Origin of the sequence: Actinoplanes sp. GCM10030250, from assembly GCF_042666575.1 — a bacterium.
Classification (GTDB): Bacteria; Actinomycetota; Actinomycetes; order Mycobacteriales; family Micromonosporaceae; genus Actinoplanes.
Window position 1 is genome coordinate 1 of the sequence record NZ_JBHTDO010000027.1, and the last position, 18,599, is coordinate 18,599.

The 18,599-nt window shown below is 72.2% G+C and carries 15 protein-coding genes; 3 read left to right on the plus strand and 12 right to left on the minus strand.

All coding sequences use genetic code 11. The features are described from left to right. Nucleotides 1-236 precede the first annotated feature (236 nt). Nucleotides 237-1,241 (plus strand): TerC family protein, encoded by a 1,005-nt coding sequence (locus ACFQV6_RS29355; RefSeq protein ID WP_378030851.1) that lies wholly within the window; start codon nucleotides 237-239, stop codon nucleotides 1,239-1,241. Between the two features lie 50 nt (nucleotides 1,242-1,291). On the opposite strand, the gene ACFQV6_RS29360 is transcribed toward ACFQV6_RS29355, so the two are convergent. From ACFQV6_RS29360 to ACFQV6_RS29400, 9 genes are all read right to left on the minus strand, one after another. Next, nucleotides 1,292-1,519: a hypothetical protein gene (locus ACFQV6_RS29360; protein ID WP_378030852.1), complete on the minus strand. Its 228-nt coding sequence runs from the start codon at nucleotides 1,517-1,519 to the stop codon at nucleotides 1,292-1,294. 128 nt (nucleotides 1,520-1,647) lie between these two features. Next, the gene (locus tag ACFQV6_RS29365) at nucleotides 1,648-4,362 is read right to left on the minus strand and encodes an AAA family ATPase (RefSeq protein WP_378030853.1); all 2,715 of its coding nucleotides are present in this window, start codon (nucleotides 4,360-4,362) and stop codon (nucleotides 1,648-1,650) included. Between the two features lie 62 nt (nucleotides 4,363-4,424). Further along, nucleotides 4,425-4,919: a hypothetical protein gene (locus tag ACFQV6_RS29370; RefSeq protein WP_378030854.1), complete on the minus strand. Its 495-nt coding sequence runs from the start codon at nucleotides 4,917-4,919 to the stop codon at nucleotides 4,425-4,427. An 8-nt stretch (nucleotides 4,920-4,927) separates the two neighbouring features. Beyond that, nucleotides 4,928-6,130, minus strand: a complete 1,203-nt coding sequence (locus tag ACFQV6_RS29375; protein WP_378030855.1) for an ABC transporter permease — start codon at nucleotides 6,128-6,130, stop codon at nucleotides 4,928-4,930. Continuing rightward, nucleotides 6,127-6,861: an ABC transporter ATP-binding protein gene (locus tag ACFQV6_RS29380; RefSeq protein WP_378030856.1), complete on the minus strand. Its 735-nt coding sequence runs from the start codon at nucleotides 6,859-6,861 to the stop codon at nucleotides 6,127-6,129. Before ACFQV6_RS29380 ends, ACFQV6_RS29375 begins: the two co-directional genes overlap by 4 nt. Continuing rightward, on the minus strand, nucleotides 6,858-8,051 hold the full coding sequence (locus ACFQV6_RS29385; protein WP_378030857.1) for an efflux RND transporter periplasmic adaptor subunit: 1,194 nt from the start codon (nucleotides 8,049-8,051) through the stop codon (nucleotides 6,858-6,860). Before ACFQV6_RS29385 ends, ACFQV6_RS29380 begins: the two co-directional genes overlap by 4 nt. 65 nt (nucleotides 8,052-8,116) lie before the next feature. After that, nucleotides 8,117-9,598 (minus strand): sensor histidine kinase, encoded by a 1,482-nt coding sequence (locus ACFQV6_RS29390; protein ID WP_378030858.1) that lies wholly within the window; start codon nucleotides 9,596-9,598, stop codon nucleotides 8,117-8,119. A gap of 47 nt (nucleotides 9,599-9,645) precedes the next feature. Next, nucleotides 9,646-10,347 (minus strand): response regulator transcription factor, encoded by a 702-nt coding sequence (locus ACFQV6_RS29395; RefSeq protein ID WP_378030859.1) that lies wholly within the window; start codon nucleotides 10,345-10,347, stop codon nucleotides 9,646-9,648. A gap of 107 nt (nucleotides 10,348-10,454) precedes the next feature. Continuing rightward, nucleotides 10,455-11,684, minus strand: coding sequence for an efflux RND transporter periplasmic adaptor subunit (locus tag ACFQV6_RS29400; protein WP_378030860.1), 1,230 nt, complete (start codon nucleotides 11,682-11,684; stop codon nucleotides 10,455-10,457). 199 nt (nucleotides 11,685-11,883) lie between these two features. Between ACFQV6_RS29400 and ACFQV6_RS29405 the strand changes: the two genes are divergently transcribed. Further along, nucleotides 11,884-12,483 carry a hypothetical protein gene (locus ACFQV6_RS29405; RefSeq protein WP_378030861.1) on the plus strand — a complete coding sequence of 200 codons (600 nt, stop codon included), beginning with the start codon at nucleotides 11,884-11,886 and terminating at the stop codon, nucleotides 12,481-12,483. Nucleotides 12,484-12,537: 54 nt separating this feature from the next. Here ACFQV6_RS29405 and ACFQV6_RS29410 read toward each other — a convergent pair whose 3' ends face one another. Continuing rightward, nucleotides 12,538-13,791 (minus strand): vanadium-dependent haloperoxidase, encoded by a 1,254-nt coding sequence (locus ACFQV6_RS29410; protein WP_378030862.1) that lies wholly within the window; start codon nucleotides 13,789-13,791, stop codon nucleotides 12,538-12,540. Between the two features lie 309 nt (nucleotides 13,792-14,100). Beyond that, a complete protein-coding gene (locus ACFQV6_RS29415; protein WP_378030863.1) occupies nucleotides 14,101-14,985 on the minus strand; it encodes an alpha/beta hydrolase family protein in 885 nt (294 codons plus the stop codon). A 182-nt stretch (nucleotides 14,986-15,167) separates the two neighbouring features. On the opposite strand from ACFQV6_RS29415, the gene ACFQV6_RS29420 reads away from it, so the two are divergent. Then, the gene (locus ACFQV6_RS29420; protein WP_378030864.1) at nucleotides 15,168-17,954 is read left to right on the plus strand and encodes an AAA family ATPase; all 2,787 of its coding nucleotides are present in this window, start codon (nucleotides 15,168-15,170) and stop codon (nucleotides 17,952-17,954) included. A gap of 114 nt (nucleotides 17,955-18,068) precedes the next feature. On the opposite strand, the gene ACFQV6_RS29425 is transcribed toward ACFQV6_RS29420, so the two are convergent. Beyond that, complete coding sequence (locus ACFQV6_RS29425) at nucleotides 18,069-18,491, minus strand: hypothetical protein (RefSeq protein ID WP_378030865.1); 423 nt, start codon at nucleotides 18,489-18,491, stop codon at nucleotides 18,069-18,071. Nucleotides 18,492-18,599: the final 108 nt, after the last annotated feature.

The following is an 18,599-nucleotide window of genomic DNA, read 5'->3' on the forward strand; positions in this document are numbered from 1 at the left end:
GGGGTGGAAGGGGGAGGGAGGCATGAGCCGGCGGCGGGGGACGGCCTGCGGTGGGCAGGTGCTGGAGGCGGGGGGAGGCGGGGACTGGGCGGTTCCTCGTACGTCTGAAGGGAGAGGGAGAGAAACTCCTGGAATGAGTGGGATGAGAGGTTCAAGTGCGGAATGCGAGTGTGAACCGGCTGCGAAAACCGGGCTTATTCAGGATGTTCGCAGTTTTCTTGGAGATCCTGTGAAGCATGCTTGAGGTCTCCGCGCTCGGGTGGATCGTGACCATCGGGGTCATCGTCGCCCTGCTCGCCCTCGATTTGACTCTCGGGGTGCTCCGTCCACATGTCGTCGGCTTCAGGGAAGCCGCCGGCTGGTCCATCTTCTACATCGCCGTCGCCATCGCGTTCGGCGTCGTCTTCGCGAGCATCGCCGGCTGGGGCTTCGGCACCGAGTACTTCGCCGGGTACATCGTCGAGAAGAGTCTGTCGGTCGACAACCTCTTCGTCTTCGTGATCATCATGGGTACGTTCGCGGTGCCGGAGCGGTATCAGCAGGAGGTGCTGACGTTCGGCATCATCATCGCGCTGATTCTGCGAGTGATCTTCATCGCGGTGGGTGCGGCGCTGCTGAGCAAGTTCGCGTTCATGTTCCTGGTCTTCGGGCTGATCCTGCTCTACACGGCGGTGCAGCTGTTCCGGCACCGCGACGAGGATCCCGACGTCGGTGACAACGCCCTGGTCAAGGCCGGGCGACGGTTCCTGCCGATGTCCGAGGAGTATGTCGACGGCAAGATGGTCACCAAGATCGACGGGAAGCGGGTGTTCACGCCGCTGTTCCTGGTGCTGCTGGCGATCGGTGGCACGGACCTGCTGTTCGCGCTCGACTCGATCCCGGCGGTGTTCGGCGTGACCGAGGAGGCGTATATCGTCTTCGTCGCGAACGCGTTCGCCCTGCTCGGACTGCGTGCCCTGTTCTTCCTGGTGAAGGGGCTGCTGGACCGCCTGGTCTACCTCAGCACCGGGTTGTCGATCATCCTGGCGTTCATCGGGATCAAGCTGATCCTGCACTGGGCGCACAAAGCCATCAACGAGTCGGTTCCGGAGGTCAGCACCCCGGTCTCGCTCGGCGTGATCATCGGCATCCTGGTGATCACCACGGTCGCCAGCCTGATCAAGTCGGGCAAGGATCCGTCGCTCAAGGCGCACCCGGGCAGCCTGAAGGCCCGCAAGGACAAGCAGCAAGCCGAACACTGACCGTTTCCAGAAAGACCGCCCCCGGTGCAGGCACCGGGGGCGGTCGTGTGTCAGCCGACGTGCAGGGGGCGCCGGTAACGGCGCTCGGCCTCCTGCTGGTTGAGGATGGCGTGGATCTCGCGGGTCTCCTCGGCGCTGTGCCGGCCCAGCATCAGGTCCAGCTCGCTACGCTCGGCGGCGGTCCGGAAGGCCGCCAGTTCGTCGCTCAACCGGCGGCGGGCACGGCGGGCGGCACGGTGGTCGGCGAAGGCGGTACGGACGGTGCGGACGGATCGCATCTCAAAATCTCCTTGACGGATAGTGACACCATCAACCATCCACCGAACGTGCTTCCTCCCCAAGTCGACCAGGTAAAACTCCCGAAACGAGGGTAACCGGCGTCACTCTGCGTGGCGAAAGACGCTGGTCAGTGGGGGCTGGTGAGTTCGGCCACCAACGCGAGTTGCGTCCGCGAACGGACCCCCAGCTTCCGATAAACCCGCGTCAGCGTCGCCTCGACCGTCTTCACGCTCAGATAGAGCCGGTTCGCGATCTCCCGGTTGCTGGCTCCGTCCCGGACCATGGCGGCGATCCGCTGCTCGGTCGTGGTGAGGCCGCGATCCGGCGCCACGCTGCCCTCGGTGCGGGCCAGCGCCCGTTCGGTCTCCTCGGTCCACGGGCGAGCGTCGGCCGCCATGAACAGCGCGAGCGCCGCACCGATCGCCAGGCGGGCGGCCGCGTACCGGCGGCGGCGGCGTTCGGCACCGCCGATGACGAGCAGGGCGTGTGCCTGCTCGACGGGTTGCCGGAGGTCCTCGAAGAGCCGGGCGGCGGCCGTGGACAGTTCCACGGCGGAGTCGGCCTGGCCGGATTCGGAGTGCACGATGGCGGCGGCCCGGTCCAGGTAGCCGGCCAGCGCGGGTGAGCTGCCGAGCCGTTCCGCGGCGGCGCGGGCGCGGGCCAGGGTGGCGGCGGCCTCGGCGTGCTCGCCGAGCGCGGCGAGCCCGCCGGCCAGGTCGGCGTGCCAGCGCACGATCATCGGGTCGGCGCTGCCGGAGTCGGCTTCCAGGTCGCGCAGCCGGCGCAGGATGCTGACACCGGCCCGGGTGTCACCGGCGCGCAGTTCGGCCTGGCCCAGGGCGTGCAGGTTGCGCCGCAGGTAGAGCCCGTCGCCCTCCTGTTCGGACGCGCGGATCCCGCGCCGGGCGATGGCCGCCGCGGTGGCCAGGCTGCCGCCGGCCAGTTCGGCGACGGCCGCGGTGTACCAGGTCGGTCCGGGGCTGAGGCCGGCGTCCTGTGCCGCGCGGACGGCCCGGTGTGCGTAGCGCAGGGCCTCCTGGCAGCGTCCCGCCCGGGTGGCCACCTCGGAGAGGCTGCGCAGGACCTCGACCCGGGCCTCGCCGATCCGGTCGTGCTCGGCGACGGCGAGCAGGGCGAGCAGGTCGGCGCGGGCCTCGTCGAGGCGGTCGTCGAAGAGCGCGAACCGGGCGGCCATGTACTGCGGGCCGTAGTGCAGCCAGTCGGGGGCCGGGGCGGCGGGCAGGGCGAGGGCGCGGTCGAGGGTGGCGCGCCACTCCGGTTCGCCGCGCATCCGCTGGATCTGGGCCAGCGCGCTGAGGGCCATCGCCTCGGTGGTCGGGTCACCGGCGCTGCGGGCGGCCCGCTCGGACTGGCGGGCCTCGGCGGCAGCCCGGTCGGGGTCGCCGGTGAGGAAGGCCTGCCAGGTGAGGCGCAGGCGTACCGGGGCGAGCAGGGCCGGGTCGTCACCGGCCTCGGCCAGGGCGGCGGCGAACGTCTCCCCCATCTCGGCCAGGCCCTGTCCGGCGAGGTCGAGCAGGACGACCCGGGCGCGGACCCGGTGCCCGGCGGGGGCGTCGGCGGCGATCACCGCCTCCGCGGCGCGGCCGGCGAGGGCGGGGGCGCCGCCGGTCAGGGCGGTGCGGGCGGCGGTGACGAGCCAGTCGAGGCGCTCGGCGGCGAGGCTGTGCGGGCAGCGGTCGGCGGCGAGCAGGTACAGCTCGGCGGCGGTGCGGTCGTTGCCGCGGTCGGCGCAGCGCCGGGCCGCTTCGGCGAGGCCGCCGGCAACGGCGGGATCAGGTCTGACCGTACGCAGGGCGCGTTGCCGCAGTGCCTCGACCGGATCGAACGCGGCTTCGGCGAGCGCGGCGTGCACCCGGGCCCGGTCGGCGGCCGGTGTCTCGTCGGCGAGCACCCGCGCGAGCAGCGGCGGGGTGAACCGGATCGCCTCGCCGGACAGCGTGACGATCCCGGCCGCGGCGGCGAGGCGGAGCTCTCGGACGGCGTCGTCACGCCCGGCCCGCAACAGCAGCGTGACGGTCGGCTCGGTCGCCAGCGCCGCCACCAGCAGGGTCGCGGTCACGTCGGCGCCGAGGCTGTGCAGCCGCTCGCGGGCCAGCGCACGGGCGGTCTCGGGCAGCGGCGTGGGCCGCCACACCGATCCGGATCCGGCCGCACCGCCGAGCGCGAGCGCCAGGAACGGGTTGCCGGCACTCGCCTCGTGCAGGCGGCTGGCCGCGCGGCACGGCAGGCCGCGGGCCTCGAGCAGGGCGGTGAGGTCGTCCTGGGCCAGCGGCGGCACCTCGATCTCGGCGATCGGGGACGGGCAGAGGCGAGCGCCGCGCCCGCGGCGCAGGTCGGCGGCGATCACCCGGATCCGGGCGCCGGGGCGGCGGCGCATCGCGAAGCCGATCAGCTCGGCCGACTCCGGGTCCAGCCACTGGGCGTCGTCGAGGACGAGCAGCACCGGGGACTGGCGGGCGCAGTGTGCGAGGAGTTCGGGCAGGACCAGGCGCCGGGCCAGGGCCGGCACGCCGGTGCGGGGTGGCCTTCCCTGGCGGAGCGCGGCGAGCAGGTGGCGGGGCGCGGGGGCCAGGGCCGCGACCGCGTCCGCCGGGACCTGCCGGGCCAGGTCGGCGACACCGGCGTACGAGAGAGCGCGCTCTCCCCTGGCCGGACGCAGGCGGAGCACGAGTTCCCCCCTCGCCACGGCAGTGTCGGCGACGGTGTCCAGCAGTACGCTCCGGCCGATACCGGGCGGCCCGTAGAGGGCCACTCCACCACCGGCGGCGAGCCGGGCTTCGATCGCCGCGAGCAGCGGCTCCCGGCCGTAAAGAGTGGGCACGGGCGCAGCCTAAGGAGGCACGCTCACCCTCATCAATGGGTGGGACGGGTACGTCACATCCATTACTTCTTCGTTACCGACGTTGCGGTGACCGTACCGTCGTCAGCGGTGGCCCCCTGGACCGTCACCGAGTCGCCGGCTCGGACGTCACTCAGCTTGCCCCTCCTCGCCGTGGAGACGGTCGTCTCGCCGCCGGTCTTGACGGTGACCACGGTGCCGTCCCCGGTCTCCAGGTAGATCGTCTTGCCGTTGACCAGCTTGACCTTCCCGGTCGTGCCGGTCGCGGCCGGCGACGTCTGCGGTGCGGCGCTGCTGCCGGCCCGGGGGAAACCGCGCATCCCGCCGCCCGGGAAGCCACTCGTGGCGGCGGGCTCCGCGGCACCCCACTGCTTCTCGGCCTGCACACCGCCGAGGAAACCGCCCATCAGGAGGGCGGCCACGCCCAGCCCGATCGTGCCCCGGTTCCACCAGCGCCTCGGTGCCGCCGCTTCCAGTTCCGCGGAGAGGCCGGCGTGGTCGCCGATCGCGGGGATGACAGCGGTCTCGTCGTTGATCATCGGAGTCCTCACTCGTAGCGCAGCGCGTCGATGGGCCGCAGCCGGGCGGCGCGGGCGGCGGGCAGCCCGCCGAAGAACAGTCCGATCGCGACGGACACGCCCACGGCGAGCCCGATCGAGCTGGGCACGATCACCGGTTGCACGCCGACGATCGAGAATCGGCTGCCGATCAGCGCGGCCGCCACCCCGAGGGCGCCGCCGATCACGCTGAGCAGCGTCGCCTCGATCAGGAACTGGGTGAGGATCACCCGCCGGGGCGCGCCGAGCGCCTTGCGGATGCCGATCTCCCGGGTCCGCTCGGTGACCGTGACCAGCATGATGTTGGTGATCCCGATGCCACCGACGAGCAGGCTGATCGCGGCCACCGCACCGAGCAGGGTGGTGAACGTGTCGGCGGTCTCGGTCTGCGTCTCCAGCAGCGACGACGCGTTCTGGATCCGGTACGGCGTACTGCTGCTGCCGGCCGCGACGTCGAGCTGCTGGTTCAGGATCGTGGCGACCTGCCCCTGCACCGCGTCCACCCGGTCCGGGCCGGACGCCTCGACGATGATCGAGGTCAGCGCTCCGTAACCGGTGAGCACCTGCTGCACGGCGGTGAGCGGGGCGACCGCGGTGTCGTTGGAGTCCTGAAAGCCGGTGGAGCTCTTCTCGCCCAGCACACCGACGATGGTGAACAGCGCACCGCCGACGGTGACCTGCTCGCCGATCGGGTCCACGCCCGGGAACAGTTCCTCGGCGACCGTCGGCCCGATCACCACCACCCGCCGGCCCTGGTTCACGTCGTCCTCGGTGAACGCGGTTCCCCGCTCCACCGGGGTATTGGAGGCGCCGAACCAGGCCGGGGTGGTCCCCACGAAGGTGGCGACCGCGTGATCGGCACCCTCGTACGCCATTGTCGCCGCACTGGAACTGACCACCGGGGACACCGACCGCACGTCCGGAGCGAGCTCGGAATCGATCAGCGCGCCGGCCATGTCCGTCGTGAGCGCGGTCGCGGACGACCCGCCACGCCCGGCACTCATCACCGTGATGGTGTTGGTGCCGAGCGCCTCGATCCGGTCGCTGATCGCCTTGGCCGAGCCGTTGCCGACGGCGACCAGCAGGATCACCGCCGCGACGCCGATCAGGATGCCGAGCATGGTCAGCGAGGAGCGCAGCTTGTTGGCCGAGAGCCCGCGCAGCGAGAACCGGATCACTTCGAGAAAGCTCATGCCGGCACCCCACTGTGAGCGCCCACCGGGGGCAGGTGCAGCGGCGACTGCCGCACGTCGGTGACGATCGCGCCGTCAACCAGCCGGATCAGCCGCTTCGCGCGGGCGCCCACCTCACCCTCGTGCGTGATGATCACGATGGTCCGCCCGGCCGCGCTCAGGTTGTCGAAGACCCGCAGCACGTCCTCGGTGGACCTGCTGTCCAGGTTGCCGGTCGGCTCGTCGGCCAGCAGCAGCGCCGGTTCGGTGACGAGCGCGCGAGCCACCGCGACTCGCTGCTGCTGACCGCCGGACAGCTGGTTCGGTTCATGCCCGGCGCGGTCCGCGAGGCCGACGACGGCGAGCGCTTCCATGGCGCGCCTGCGGCGCTCCTTCGGTTTCACCCCGGCGTACGCGAGGGGCAGCTCGACGTTGGCGACAGCGGTGGTACGCGGGATCAGGTTGAACGCCTGGAAGATGAACCCGATCAGCCGGTTCCGGGCCAGTGCCAGCTGCCCGTCGGAGAGCCGGCTGACGTCCACACCGTCCAGCCGGTAGGTGCCCGTGGTGGGCACGTCGAGCGCGCCGAGGATGTTCATCAGCGTCGACTTGCCGGAGCCGGACGATCCCATGATCGCCGCGTAGTCGCCGCGCTCCACCGTGAGCGAGACCCCGGCGAGGGCGTGCACCGTCGCCTCACCCGTACCGTAGATCTTCCGGAGGCCGGTGACCTCGATGACCGGGCGGCTCACCGGCCGGTCCTGCCGCCGCCACCGGAGACGCCACCGGGAGCGCCGCCGCCCGGCCCGCCACCGCCGGTGAGGTTCCCGAAGCCGCCACCGCCCGCCGGGAAGCCGCCCTGGTTGGTGGTGCCCGTCGAGGTGGTCCGGACGACGACCTGCTCACCCGCGGCCAGGCCGGAGGTGATCTCGGTGGCCGAGTCGCCCTCGAGCCCGATCTCCACCGCGCGGGTCTCCTGCACGCCGTTCGCGACCACGGTGACGGTGTGCCGGTTGCCGACAGTGGTGAGCGCGGCCGCGTTGACGAGGACGGTGTCCTCCTTCGAACCGGTCGTGACCGAGACGGACACCGTCTGGCCCACCTTGGCCCCGGCCGGCACCTTGTCCAGGGTCAGCGTCACGCCGTAGGTGACGACGCTGTTGGCGGTGGTCGCGGACGGGTCGATCGCGGCGACCTTCGCGCTCTGCGAGACGCCGCTCAGCGCGTTCCAGGTGACGGTGGCGACCTGCTTCTCCTTGAGGCTCGTCGCGTCCGCCTCGGCAAAGGCCGCGGCGACCTGCATCTTCGTCAGATCGGCGATCTCCACGAAGCCGCTGCCGGCGGTGTCGCCGCCGGCGGTATCACTGCTGGTGCTCTGTTGTGCCGACCCGCCCGCGCCGGACGAGGCGGCACTGCCGAGCGTGCCGGCGACCGCCGTCACCGTGCCGGCCATCGGTGCCTTGAGGACCGTGCCGGCCACCCCCGCCTCGGCCTCGTCCACGGCCAGCTCGGCCGAGTCCACCTGGTTCCGCGCGTCGGAGGTGTCCGAGCCGGCGTCCTCCGCGCGGTCCAGGGCGTCCTGAGCCGCGTCCAGGTCGGCCTCGGCGGCGGCCAGCGTACGGTCGGCGGCCGCCGGGTCGATCTTGGCGAGGATCTGGCCCTTCTTGACCCTGTCGCCGACTCCGACCCGGATCTCGGTGACCGTGCCGCTGGTCTCGAAGCCGGCACTCGCGGTGCTCGCGCTCTCCAGGGTGCCGTCCGCGGTGGCGGTCCTGGTGACCGTTCCCTGCTGGACCGCGACCGTCCGTTCGGAGGCCACGGCGGCCGTACCGTCATCGGAACCGGCGAACGTCTCGTACACCGTCCACGCGCCGGCGACCAGCGCGACGCCGAGAAGGGCGTTCACCACCGATGACGGGTGGCGGCTCAGACCTGACTTCATGGCGGCCACTTTTCAGTGGGGCCCTCGGAGGAGCTTCGGGGGAAGCTGGGAACAAGCTCGGAAACTCACACGCAGTCACGGACGGCGGGCAGCATCACCCGGAACGTGGCTCCGCCGCCCGGCGTCTCGTGCAGCTCCACCCAGCCGCCGTGCCCCTGCACGATGGCCGCCACGATCGCCAGCCCCAGCCCGGATCCGCCGCCCTTGGCGCGTGACCGGCTCGCGTCGGCCCGGTACAACCGCTCGAAGATCCGCGCCGCGTGCTCCACCGGTACGCCCGGCCCGTCATCGCTGACCTCCAGAACCGCGACCGGCTCCCCGGCACCCACAGTGACCGGACCGGAACAGGCGGCTGCCCTTCCCGGCGGCGTGCCCGGGGCGTGTCCCACCCGTACGGTCACCGACGTGCCCGGCGGCGTGTGGCTCAGCGCGTTCGCCACCAGGTTCGCCGCCACCTGCCGCAGGCCGTGATCGTCGCCGAGCACGGTGGCCGGCTCGAACTCCCCGGCCAGCGACACCGAGCGCTCCGGGGCGCGGGCGTGCGCGTCCCGGATGGTGTCCGCCGCGATCTCCAGCACGTCCACCGGGCGCCGGTCCAGGGTCCGCTGCCGGTCCAGCCGGGCCAGCATCAGCATGTCCTCGACGAGCACGCCCATCCGCCCGGCCTCACCCTCGATCCGGGCCATCGTCTCGTCCAGCACCGGGCCGGGCGGCGCCCCGCCCCGGCGGTAGAGCTCGGCGAACCCGCGGATCGAGGTCAGCGGCGTCCGCAGCTCGTGCGAGGCGTCCGCGACGAACTGACGCAGCCGCTGCTCCGAGGCGTCCCGCGCACCCACCTCGTTCTCGATGCGGGTGAGCATCGCGTTGAGCGCCAGGCCGAGGCGGCCCGGTTCGGTGTGCGGGTCGGGCTCCGGCACCCGCCCGGAGAGGTTGCCCGCGGAGATGTCGGCGGCGACCCGCTCCATCCCGGTCAGCGGGCGCAGCCCGAGCCGGACCACGAACGCCGCACCGGCACCGAGCAGGCCCAGGACCAGCACCAGCACGCCGGCGTCGATGGCGAGCAGCCGCTCGGTGGTCTGCTCGACCTCGAGCAGGGAGGAACCCATCAGGACCAGCTCACCCGTCGAGCCGAGCGGCACGGCGAACATCCGCCAGCCGGTGCCGTCGGCGGCCGGGACGGTGAAGAGCCGGCCGAGTTCCGCCCGGCCCGTCACCACCTCGGGGGCCGGTGCCGCGGGGCGGGAGTCGTCCGGGGTGGAACTGCGGGCGGTGTCCAGGGTGCCGTCGGCGTTGTAGACGTACATGACCTGGTCGGGCCCGACGCGGAAGAAGCGGCCGCGGGGGACGAAGCTGCCGCCGGGCGGCGGGTTCATCGCCGTCAGGGGCCGGGCCATCGCGGTGATCTGCTCGTCGATCCGGTCGCTGAGGTAGCTGCGGATCAGGAGCAGCCCCACCGCGTTGGCGATGATCACAGCGATGGCGGCGAGCACGCCGACGACCAGAACCAGCCGTGACCGCAGAGTCCAATGCCGCCAGCGCCACGTCATTCCCGTCCGGCCACCCCACCCGCCGCCCGAAAACGGACTGAAGGCTTTCATTCTTCGCGCGGCATCCTCAGCGCATATCCCACCCCGCGCACCGTGTGGATCAGCGGCGGATCTGTCCGGTCGATCTTGCGGCGCAGGTAGTAGACGTACGACTCGACGATCCGGCCGTCGCCACCGAAGTCGTACTTCCACACCCGGTCCAGGATCTGCGCCTTGCTCACCACCCGGCCCGCGTTGATCATCAGGTAGCGCAGCAGGTTGAACTCCGTCGGGGACAGCTCGATCAGCCGGCCGGCCCGCCGCACCTCGTGGGCGTTCTCGTCCAGTTCCAGGCCCGCGTAACGCAGCACGCCGGTCTCCGGTTCCGGCTCGTCCGGCTGGCTGCGCCGCAGAATGGCGCGGATCCGTAGCACGACCTCCTCGAGGCTGAACGGCTTGGTCACGTAGTCGTCGGCACCGGCCGACAGGCCCAGGATCCGGTCCTGCACGGCGTCACGGGCGGTGAGGAACAGGACCGGGACCCGGTGCCCCGCGGCGCGCAGCCGGCGGGCCACCTCGAACCCGTCGACGTCCGGCAGCATCACGTCGAGCACGATCAGGTCCGGTTCGAACTCGCCGACCGCGACCAGGGCGCTGTGCCCGGACTCGGCGACCCGGACGTCGAAGGCGACAAGCCGGAGCGTCGCGCTGAGCAGCGCGGAGATGTTCGGCTCGTCGTCGACGACGAGGACACGGCCGGCGCGCGCCACCGGGTCACTGACAGCAACGGATCCACGGTTTTCAAAAAGCACCGCACAGAACTATCAGGGCAATCTTTGAAAATCCTATGAGACGTACGGGAGCGCGCTGTACGCCTTCACCACGAGCGAGACACGACATCACCCTCCCCCACACCGGACGTGATCTCGGTGTACTGGTCACCGCGCAGCCCCAGCTTCACCTCCGTACGCACACCGTCCTTGACCACCGTGCCGTCCTGCCCGGCGACGTCGTGCACGGCGGTGCTCGGTACGCGTACGACGTCGTCCTTGCTCCCGGTGGTGACGCGTACCGAGGCACTCTGCCCGACCAGCAGTTCGCCGGGCGCGTCGTCGAAGGAGAGCACCACGCCGAACCGGGTCAGCGTGCCGTCGCTGGTACCGGCCGGGTCCACCTGCACGACAGTGGCGCCGAAGGTCTGCCCCGCCCGGTCGGCGAGGGTGATCACGGCTTTCTGGGAGACCGCCAGGTGGTCCGCGTCGGCTTCCGGGAAGTCGGCGGTGATCTGCATGTCGTAGACGTCCGCCAGGGTGATGAACACCGAGCCGGAGCTCACCTGACTGCCGACCTTCCCGCCGACCGTGAGGATGCGGCCGGCGATCGGCGCCGTGATGGTCGCGCCCTCGAGGGCCTCCTCGGCCTGCTCGACCCTCACCCGCGCCTGGTTGACCCGCTGCTCGGCGGTGAGGATGGCGTCGCCGCCGCGCCCTTCCCCGCCGCTGGTGCCTTCTTCGGCCGCACAGGTGGGTGCCGGTGCTCTGGTCGCGCTCGCGCTTCGGCTCGGCTTCGGCTTCGGCGTGGCGGGGGTGGTCGCGGCGGGACTCCGGGTTGCGGTGGGGGCGATCGAGGGCGAGGCCGGCGGGGAGGCGCTCGGCTCTTCGGTGTACGCGGCGGCGACGTTCGTACCCGTACAGGAAGATCCTGATTTTGATGTTGTGTTTGCGTCCTCCGCCTCATCGAGGGTGTCCTGTGCCTCGTCGAGCGCGATCCGCGCGTCCTCCACCGCCTCGGCCGCGCCGGTGTCGTCGACCGTGGCGAGCACCTGGCCCGCGGTGACCGTCGTCCCGGCACGGACCTCGACGGTCTCCACTGTGCCCTGCACGGCGAAGGACAGGCTGCGTGTCTGCGCCGCCTGCAACGTGCCGGTCGTCGCCACCTCGGTCGTCACCGGGCCCCGGTCGGCGGTCGTGATATCGGCCGCTGCCGGCGTCTCCGCCGTGGCTCCCGCTGTCAGCGCGCGCACCACGCCGAACGCTGCAAACGCGAGCACGACGACCGCCACGGCGACCCGGATCAGACGCCGGCGACCGGCCAGTGCAACACCCATGGGCGACGAGTCTGCCCAGGTGTCCTCGCGGCGGGCTCGGTCCCACCTGGGAGTTCGCTCGGAGAGGCGGCGGGTGTTCTTAGGTAACTCCTAGGAGCGTCTGACCGGGCCCACAGGTGTGGCCGCTTTCCTTTCGACGGTCCTGTCCGCACCTTCTCCGTCCGCACCTTCCCCGTCCGCATCGTCAAGGAGACTCATCGTGCCGGTTGTCAGTTCGAAGGCGCACCGCCGCGTCGCTGCCCTGCTGGTCGCCTCGATGGCGATCCTGTTCACGGCCGCGTGCGCAAGCTCGGACGAGGAGGGCACGGCGACCGATCCGGCCGGCGGGAACGCGGCCTTCACCGCCTATGTCGACTGCTTGAACGAGAACGGCGTCACGATCACCATGCCCTCCGGCGGGCCCGGACGCGGTGGCGTCCGCCCGTCCGGCGCGTTTCCCTCGGGTCAGCCCCGCCCCTCCGGCAGCGCCGGGCAGCGCGGTGGTGGCCTCCCCGGTGGTGGATTCCCCGGCAGTGGCTTCCCCGGCGGTGGCGGGTTCAGCAAGCCCGACGGTGTCGACGACGCCACCTGGGAGAAGGCGCAGTCCGCCTGCGCCTCTCTGCGCCCCAGCATGGGCGCCGGCCGGGGCGGCAACCGTGGCGGCAACGGGGCGAACGCCGCCTACACCAACTGCCTCAAGGAGAACGGTGTCACCGACACCGCGGACCTCGACGCGTCCGGCGCGTCCGACGCGTCCGACGCCACCGTCCAGAAGGCCGTCGAGACCTGCAAGGTTCTGAAGCCCTCCGCGACCTCCTGAAAAGCTCCGTGCCGGCGCGGCCGCCCCCCGCCATGTGCCGCGCCGGCACGGCCTCTACCTCCTGCGGAACTCCCTGGCCAGGACGTAACCAGCGACCTGTTCACCCAGGTCCACGCCCTGCACGTCCGCGCTGCGGAAGTGCACCCCGCCCCAGATCCGCGCCTCGATGACCTCCGCCAGCGCCTCCGAGAAGCTGCCGAAACCGCGGGTGGTCCCCGAATCGACGCTGTAGGCGCTGAACGCGATGTCGTCACGCCCGAAGAACCTGCGCATCGCGGTCATGATCGCGCCGGTCGAGCAGGAGTGACCCGACGTGTGATCGGGGAACGGCGGCGTGATCAGCAACGGTGTCCAGTTCGGATCGGCGCTGGTGGCCGGGTTGCCGTCGGCGCCGGCCTCGCGCACCGCGGTCACCGGCCGCCAGAAACCCCAGTGCCGCTTCTCGTTGAAGCAGGCAATCGTCGCGTCGGCACGGGCGATGTCGGCCATGGCGAACAGCCGCGCGGTCTCCAGGGTGCCGAGTCGCTGGTTCCGGGCGATCTGCCGCTTGATCTCCCATTCGGTCTGGCGCCGATCGTGCCACCAGATCGCCGATTCGGTCTGGTCCTGGGTGCGCACCGTACTGTCGATCGCACCGAGCGCCTTGATCTCGTTGAGCTCCCGGGCATACCGCCTGCTCGTCAACGCCGGCGGCCCGGCCGTGCGGTAGGCGTTGCCGTCAGCGATGACGAACGGCTTGATGTCCGCCACCTCAGCGCCGTCCTGCAGGAATCCCGGAGGCGTCGGCCGCCATTGTCCCGGCTCCGTGCCGACAGCCCAACTCGCCGCGGCACCAGCACCGTCGTCCCGGCGCGCCGCGATCATCGCACCCGCTGCCGCCTCACCCACGGCGATGCCGTCGCGCTTCGCGCGCCCGTGCCGAACTCCGGCGAGAGCTTCGTCGTAAAACCCACGCAACGTCGTTTCCTGCTCCGGAAAAAGCCATGCGAGTACGCCGTACGCAGCGCTCGCCACTGCCGCCTCCATGGACGCCCCCCGCCGGACCCGGGGCGCCACCAGGAACGGCTCGTACGGCACCCCCGCAACGGCATTGGCAGCGTCGTAAACCGCTCCCCCGACGATGGCCAGCGTCCGCCCATGCCGGTAGGGCGCCTGCCGCGCCACCTCATACGCCACGGTCTGCGTGTGCAGGCTCCACGTGATCACCGCATTGTCAGCCACCACGGTGGCCGCCGGCGCCGCTCCGGCCCTCGACGGCACCAGCGGTGCGGTCAGCACCAGCACGAGTACGGCCACAACAGCCGTCACCCGCGGTCTCCGAATCTCCCCAGACACAGCGAATAACACCCCCGTCAGTCGATCGCCACAGCTGAACAAACAGCCGCAACTCAGACTTCCGGCCTCCGCAGTGCGGGGCAAGGCATTGACATGCGCCTATGTCGTCGGGTTTCGCCCTCTACCGCCTATGCCCCTTTGCCCCGCCAGCGCCCTGGCGATCAGGAGACCTCGGCCACGACGTCGTGGCCGAGGTGGGCCGAACGGGAAGCCGAAGCGGGTCGATGGACACGCGAGGGCCGGGCCGGCGGAGCTCCGCCGGCCCGGCATCGTGCCCGAAGGTCAGCTGAGCGGGCAGCTGCTGCGGTAGTCGGAGATCGACGTGCTGCTCGGGCCGGGGCAGATGAACTGGTCGTAGCGGGTGTCGTTGTCGACGAAGCGCTTCAGCCAGGAGACCATCTGGACCGCGGTCGGGGTGTTCGTGGACTGGGGGAAGAAGTGGCTGGCGTTGTTGAGCTCCAGGTACGACTTCTCCGCGGAGGCCGGGATGCTGTTGTAGAAGGGGATGGAGTGCGACGAGACCGGGGCGATGGTGTCGCTCTCGCCGCCGATGATCAGGGTCGGGACGCGCAGTTCGCTCCAGGTCTTGTCGGTGTTCCACGGCGCGAGCGGGACGGCGGCCTGCAGGGAGGGCCGGTCGCTGGCCGCTTCGAGGCTGCCGCCGCCACCCATCGAGTGACCGGCGACAGCGAGCCGGCTGGCGTCGATGCGGCTGCGCACCGAGCTGGAGCGGGTGAGGTAGTCGAGGGCGGCGAGGAGCTGGCTGCCGCGGGAGGCGGGCTGGTCAGCGGTGGTGTTGGTCTCGATGCCGATGACCACGAAGCCGTGCGAGGCCAGGCGCGGGCCGAGCCAGGAGATGCTCGACCAGTACGCGGTGAAGCCCGGCGAGATCGCGATGGCGCCGAACGTGCCGTCGCTCGTCGTGCTCGGGTAGTAGATCTCGCCGCCGCCGAAGCCGGAGGCACCGAGCCGGGAGACGGACGTGGTGGAGACGGCGTACGGGCCACGCGACGCCTGGAGCGCCGACAGGGTGGGCGCGGGGCCCCGCTCGTACGGGTTGTCGGCGGCCTGCGCCGCGGTGGCTCCGGGAACGGCGACCAGGGCGAGGGCGGTGACCGCGGTGACCAGAATTCGCCGGGCCCGGGCGGGAACGGAAGAGAGCTGCACGTCGACACTCCTTAACAGGGGGAACGGATCGACGAGCGTCAGTTTCGGCGGGTCACCGCTGGTCCCGCATCGGCTAAATCACCGGCCTCGTGTCACCAGCCCGCAACATCCCGGAAATTTCATCCACTGAAATCCGGCGGCAAGGCCTTCCCACCCGCGCCCCGGCACGGAACACTCGCCGCATGGTTGATGCACCCTCAGTGCAGAAAGTTCGCCTCTGCGGGCGGGCGGCCGACCTGGCCGCGATCGGGCGCCTCCTGGCCACGGCGGCCGCCGGAAACAGCGGCGCCCTCGTGCTGACCGGCGCGCCGGGCGAGGGGCGCAGCGCTCTGCTCGGCGCCGTGGCGCACTCGGCGCGCGGCTGGACGGTGCTCGGTGCTCCCGGGTGTGCCGACGAGCGCGATCTCCCGTACGCCGGATTGCAGAACCTCGTGATTGGCCTGGGTGACGTGATCGCGGAACTCGAGCCCGCGCAGCGTGCCGCCCTGGCACACGGCCTGACCAGCGCCGGCAGTGACCGGCTCGCGGTCGGTCTGGCCACGCTCACCCTGCTCGGTGCGACGGCCCGGCGCCGTCCCGTCCTCCTCCTGCTCGACGACGCGCACCTGCTGGACGTGCCGACGTGGCGGGCGATCCTGTTCGCGGCACGCCGGGCCGGCCGGGAACGGCTGGCGATCCTGGCGACCGCCGCCGCCGGTGCCGAGACGGGAGGGCTGCCGGTCCGGCGCCTGACGCCGCTGGCTCCGGAAGCGGCGCGGGAGTTGCTCGCACACCGTGCGCCCGACCTGGCCGAGGAGGTCGCGGCGGCGCTGGTGGAGGTGGCCGGTGGCAACCCGGCGGCGCTGATCGACCTGAGTGACGCGCTCAGTCAGGAGCAACGGCGGGGGTACGCGCCACCGCCGGAAACCCTGCCCGCGGAGAGCACCCTGCGGCGGCGGTACCGGGCCGAGCTCGACGCACTGCCGGCCGGTACGCGGGAGTTGATGCTGCTGGCGGCCGCCATGCCGCAGGTGCCGCTGGACGACGTGCTGGCGGCGGCAACCGCCGGCGACGGGCTGTTCGGTTTCGAACCGGCGGAGCGTGCGGGACTCCTCACCATCGCCGGGGACACCGTGCGGTTCGCGTCGCCGTTGTTGCGCGCGTGTGCGTACGCCGAAATGCCCGCGGCCCGGCGCCGTGCCGCCCACGCGGCGCTGGCCCGGGTGCTCGCCGCGCGCGGAGCCCACCTGCCCGCGCTGTTGCACCGGGCAGCGGCCACCACCGGCCCGGACGTGCTGCTCGCCCGCCAGCTGACCCGGACCGCGAGCACGGCCGATCCGGCGGTCGCCGCGCAGGCACAGGCGCGCGCCGCCGACCTGCACCCGGAGCCGGGAGATCGCGGCGCGGTGCTCGTGGACGCGGCGCGGTCGGCGTGGCTGGCCGGGCGCCCCCACGACGCCGGGCTGCTGATCCGGCGGATTCCGGCGTCGGCGGGAACGGCCCGGGTACGCGCCCGGGCTCTCACCGCGGAGATGCGCCTGCCGGAGGGGCGCCCGGGAGCCCGGGACCTGCTCCTGGACGTGGCCGCCGACCTGGCCGAAAGCGACACACTGGCCGCCCTCGACGCCCTGGCCCTCGCCGGAGAGGCCGCCGCCGAGCCCGGTGAGCAGGGCAGATATGCGGGACTGGCCCGCCGGGTGACGGCACGGCAGCGGGGGGACGAGGCGCCGGCCGTGGCGCTCGCGTTCCACCACGTCGCCGGGCTGGCAGCGCTGGCGGACGGGGACGAGCCGACGGGGTTCGCCCGGTTCCGGCGGGCGCTCGACCTGGCCGACCGGGTGAAGGAGCCGGGGCCGCTGATCCGGGCGGCTACCGCCGGGCTGCTCGTCGGGGACGGGCGGCGGGCGGCCGCGCTGGCGGGGAGGGCGGCGGTGCTGGCGCGGGAGGCGGGGGCGAGCGCGCTCGAACCGCGGGCGCTCGAACTCGCGTCGCTCTCCAGCATGGCGGCCGGGGATTATGCGGCGGCGAACACGGCGGCCCTGGACGGGGCAGCGGTTGCTCGCGGTACCGGGCAGCGGGTGCTGGCCGACGCCCATCTCGGTCTGCTGGCGGTGCTGGCGGCGCTGGTCGGCGATCGGGAGACGGCGCTGAGCCGGATCGAGGAGGTTGGCGCTGGTACGGCGCGGCCGTTGTGCGGGTGGGCGCTCGCCCTGCTCGATCTTGTTGACGGGCGGTTTCCGGCGGCTACGGAGCGGCTGGTGGCGGTGGTTACGGCGGCGCCGGGGTATGGGTCGGCGCTGCTCCAGGTGGCGGTGGTTCCGCATCTGCTGGAGGCGGCGGCGCAGGTCGGGTCTGTTCAGGCCGGGGGCTCGGTTCGGTCTGGCGGCCCTGCTGGGGCAGGGGGCTCGGTTCGGGCTGGGGGGTCGGGGCGTTCGGGGGCCTCGCTCGGGCTCGAGGCGGTGGCGAGCGGGTTCGATCGGTGGGCGGGGCGGACCGGGCAGCCGACCTGGCTGGCGCTGCGGGACCGGTGCCGGGCTCTGCGGGCGAGCGATGCCGACCTGGCCGAAGGGTATTTCGGGGAGGCGCTCGGGCACATCGGCGAGGCGGGGTTCCCGCGGGCGCACACGGAGTTGCTCTACGGCCGGTTCCTGCGGCGGCGGCGCCGGCATGTGGAGGCGCGTACGCAGTTGCGCCGGGCGGCGGAAACCTTCCGGTTGCTGGACGCCGAACCGTGGGCGGCGCAGAGCGTGCGCGAGTTGCGGGCCGCGGGTGAGCGGGTCGAACAGCCGGTACCCGCGCTGAACGGCCTGGAGCTCACCGCGCAGCAGGAGCGGATCGCGGCGCTTGTCGCGGGTGGTGCGACGAACCGGGAGGTCGCCCAGGAACTGCACCTGAGCCCGCGAACGGTCGACCATCACCTGCGCAACGTGTTCGCCCGGCTGGGCGTGCGGTCACGCACCGAGATGGCCCGCCTGCTGACCGGCCGGTGAACAGCTCTCCGGCAAGCGCCGCGGCCTTGTCAGAAGCGGCCCGCGCGCTTGCCGGAAGCGGCCCCGCGCTGGTCAAAAGCGGCCCGGCGCTGGTCAAAAGCGGCCCGGCGCTGGTCAGGGCGTCAGGCCGATGTCGGACCAGCGCTCGGCCAGCTGTCGCCGCCGGCAGGCGACCAGGTGTCCCGCGAGGATTCCCGGGTGGCCGCCCCGCACGCACACGTCCGCCCCCTCGCTGAGCACCGCCGCGACCAGCTCACCCGGTGCCCAGTCGTCGATCAGCGCCACGATCCGGGTCTGCTGCGGCAGGACCGCCCGGGCCAGCCGCACATCGTGCGCCGTCGCTCCGCTGATCACCAGCAGATCGCCCGGCCGGACGTCGTCCAGGCTCGCGATCATGCGCATCGACCAGCCGTGCGGCAGATGCGGGGGCAGGCTCGCGACCCGGCTCTCCTGACCGAGAACGGCCACTGTCGGATGGGCGGCCGGCTCCGGTGCGCTGATCTTGTCGGCGGCGTCGCGGATGAGCTGGGTGATCATGGTGAACGCTCCTCGATCGGTTCCCTCGTGTTCCTCCACGATTCGCCCCGCGCCTGTGCGCCACCATGTGCTCCACCTGTGCATTCGATGTCAGAGGATCACCGCGGA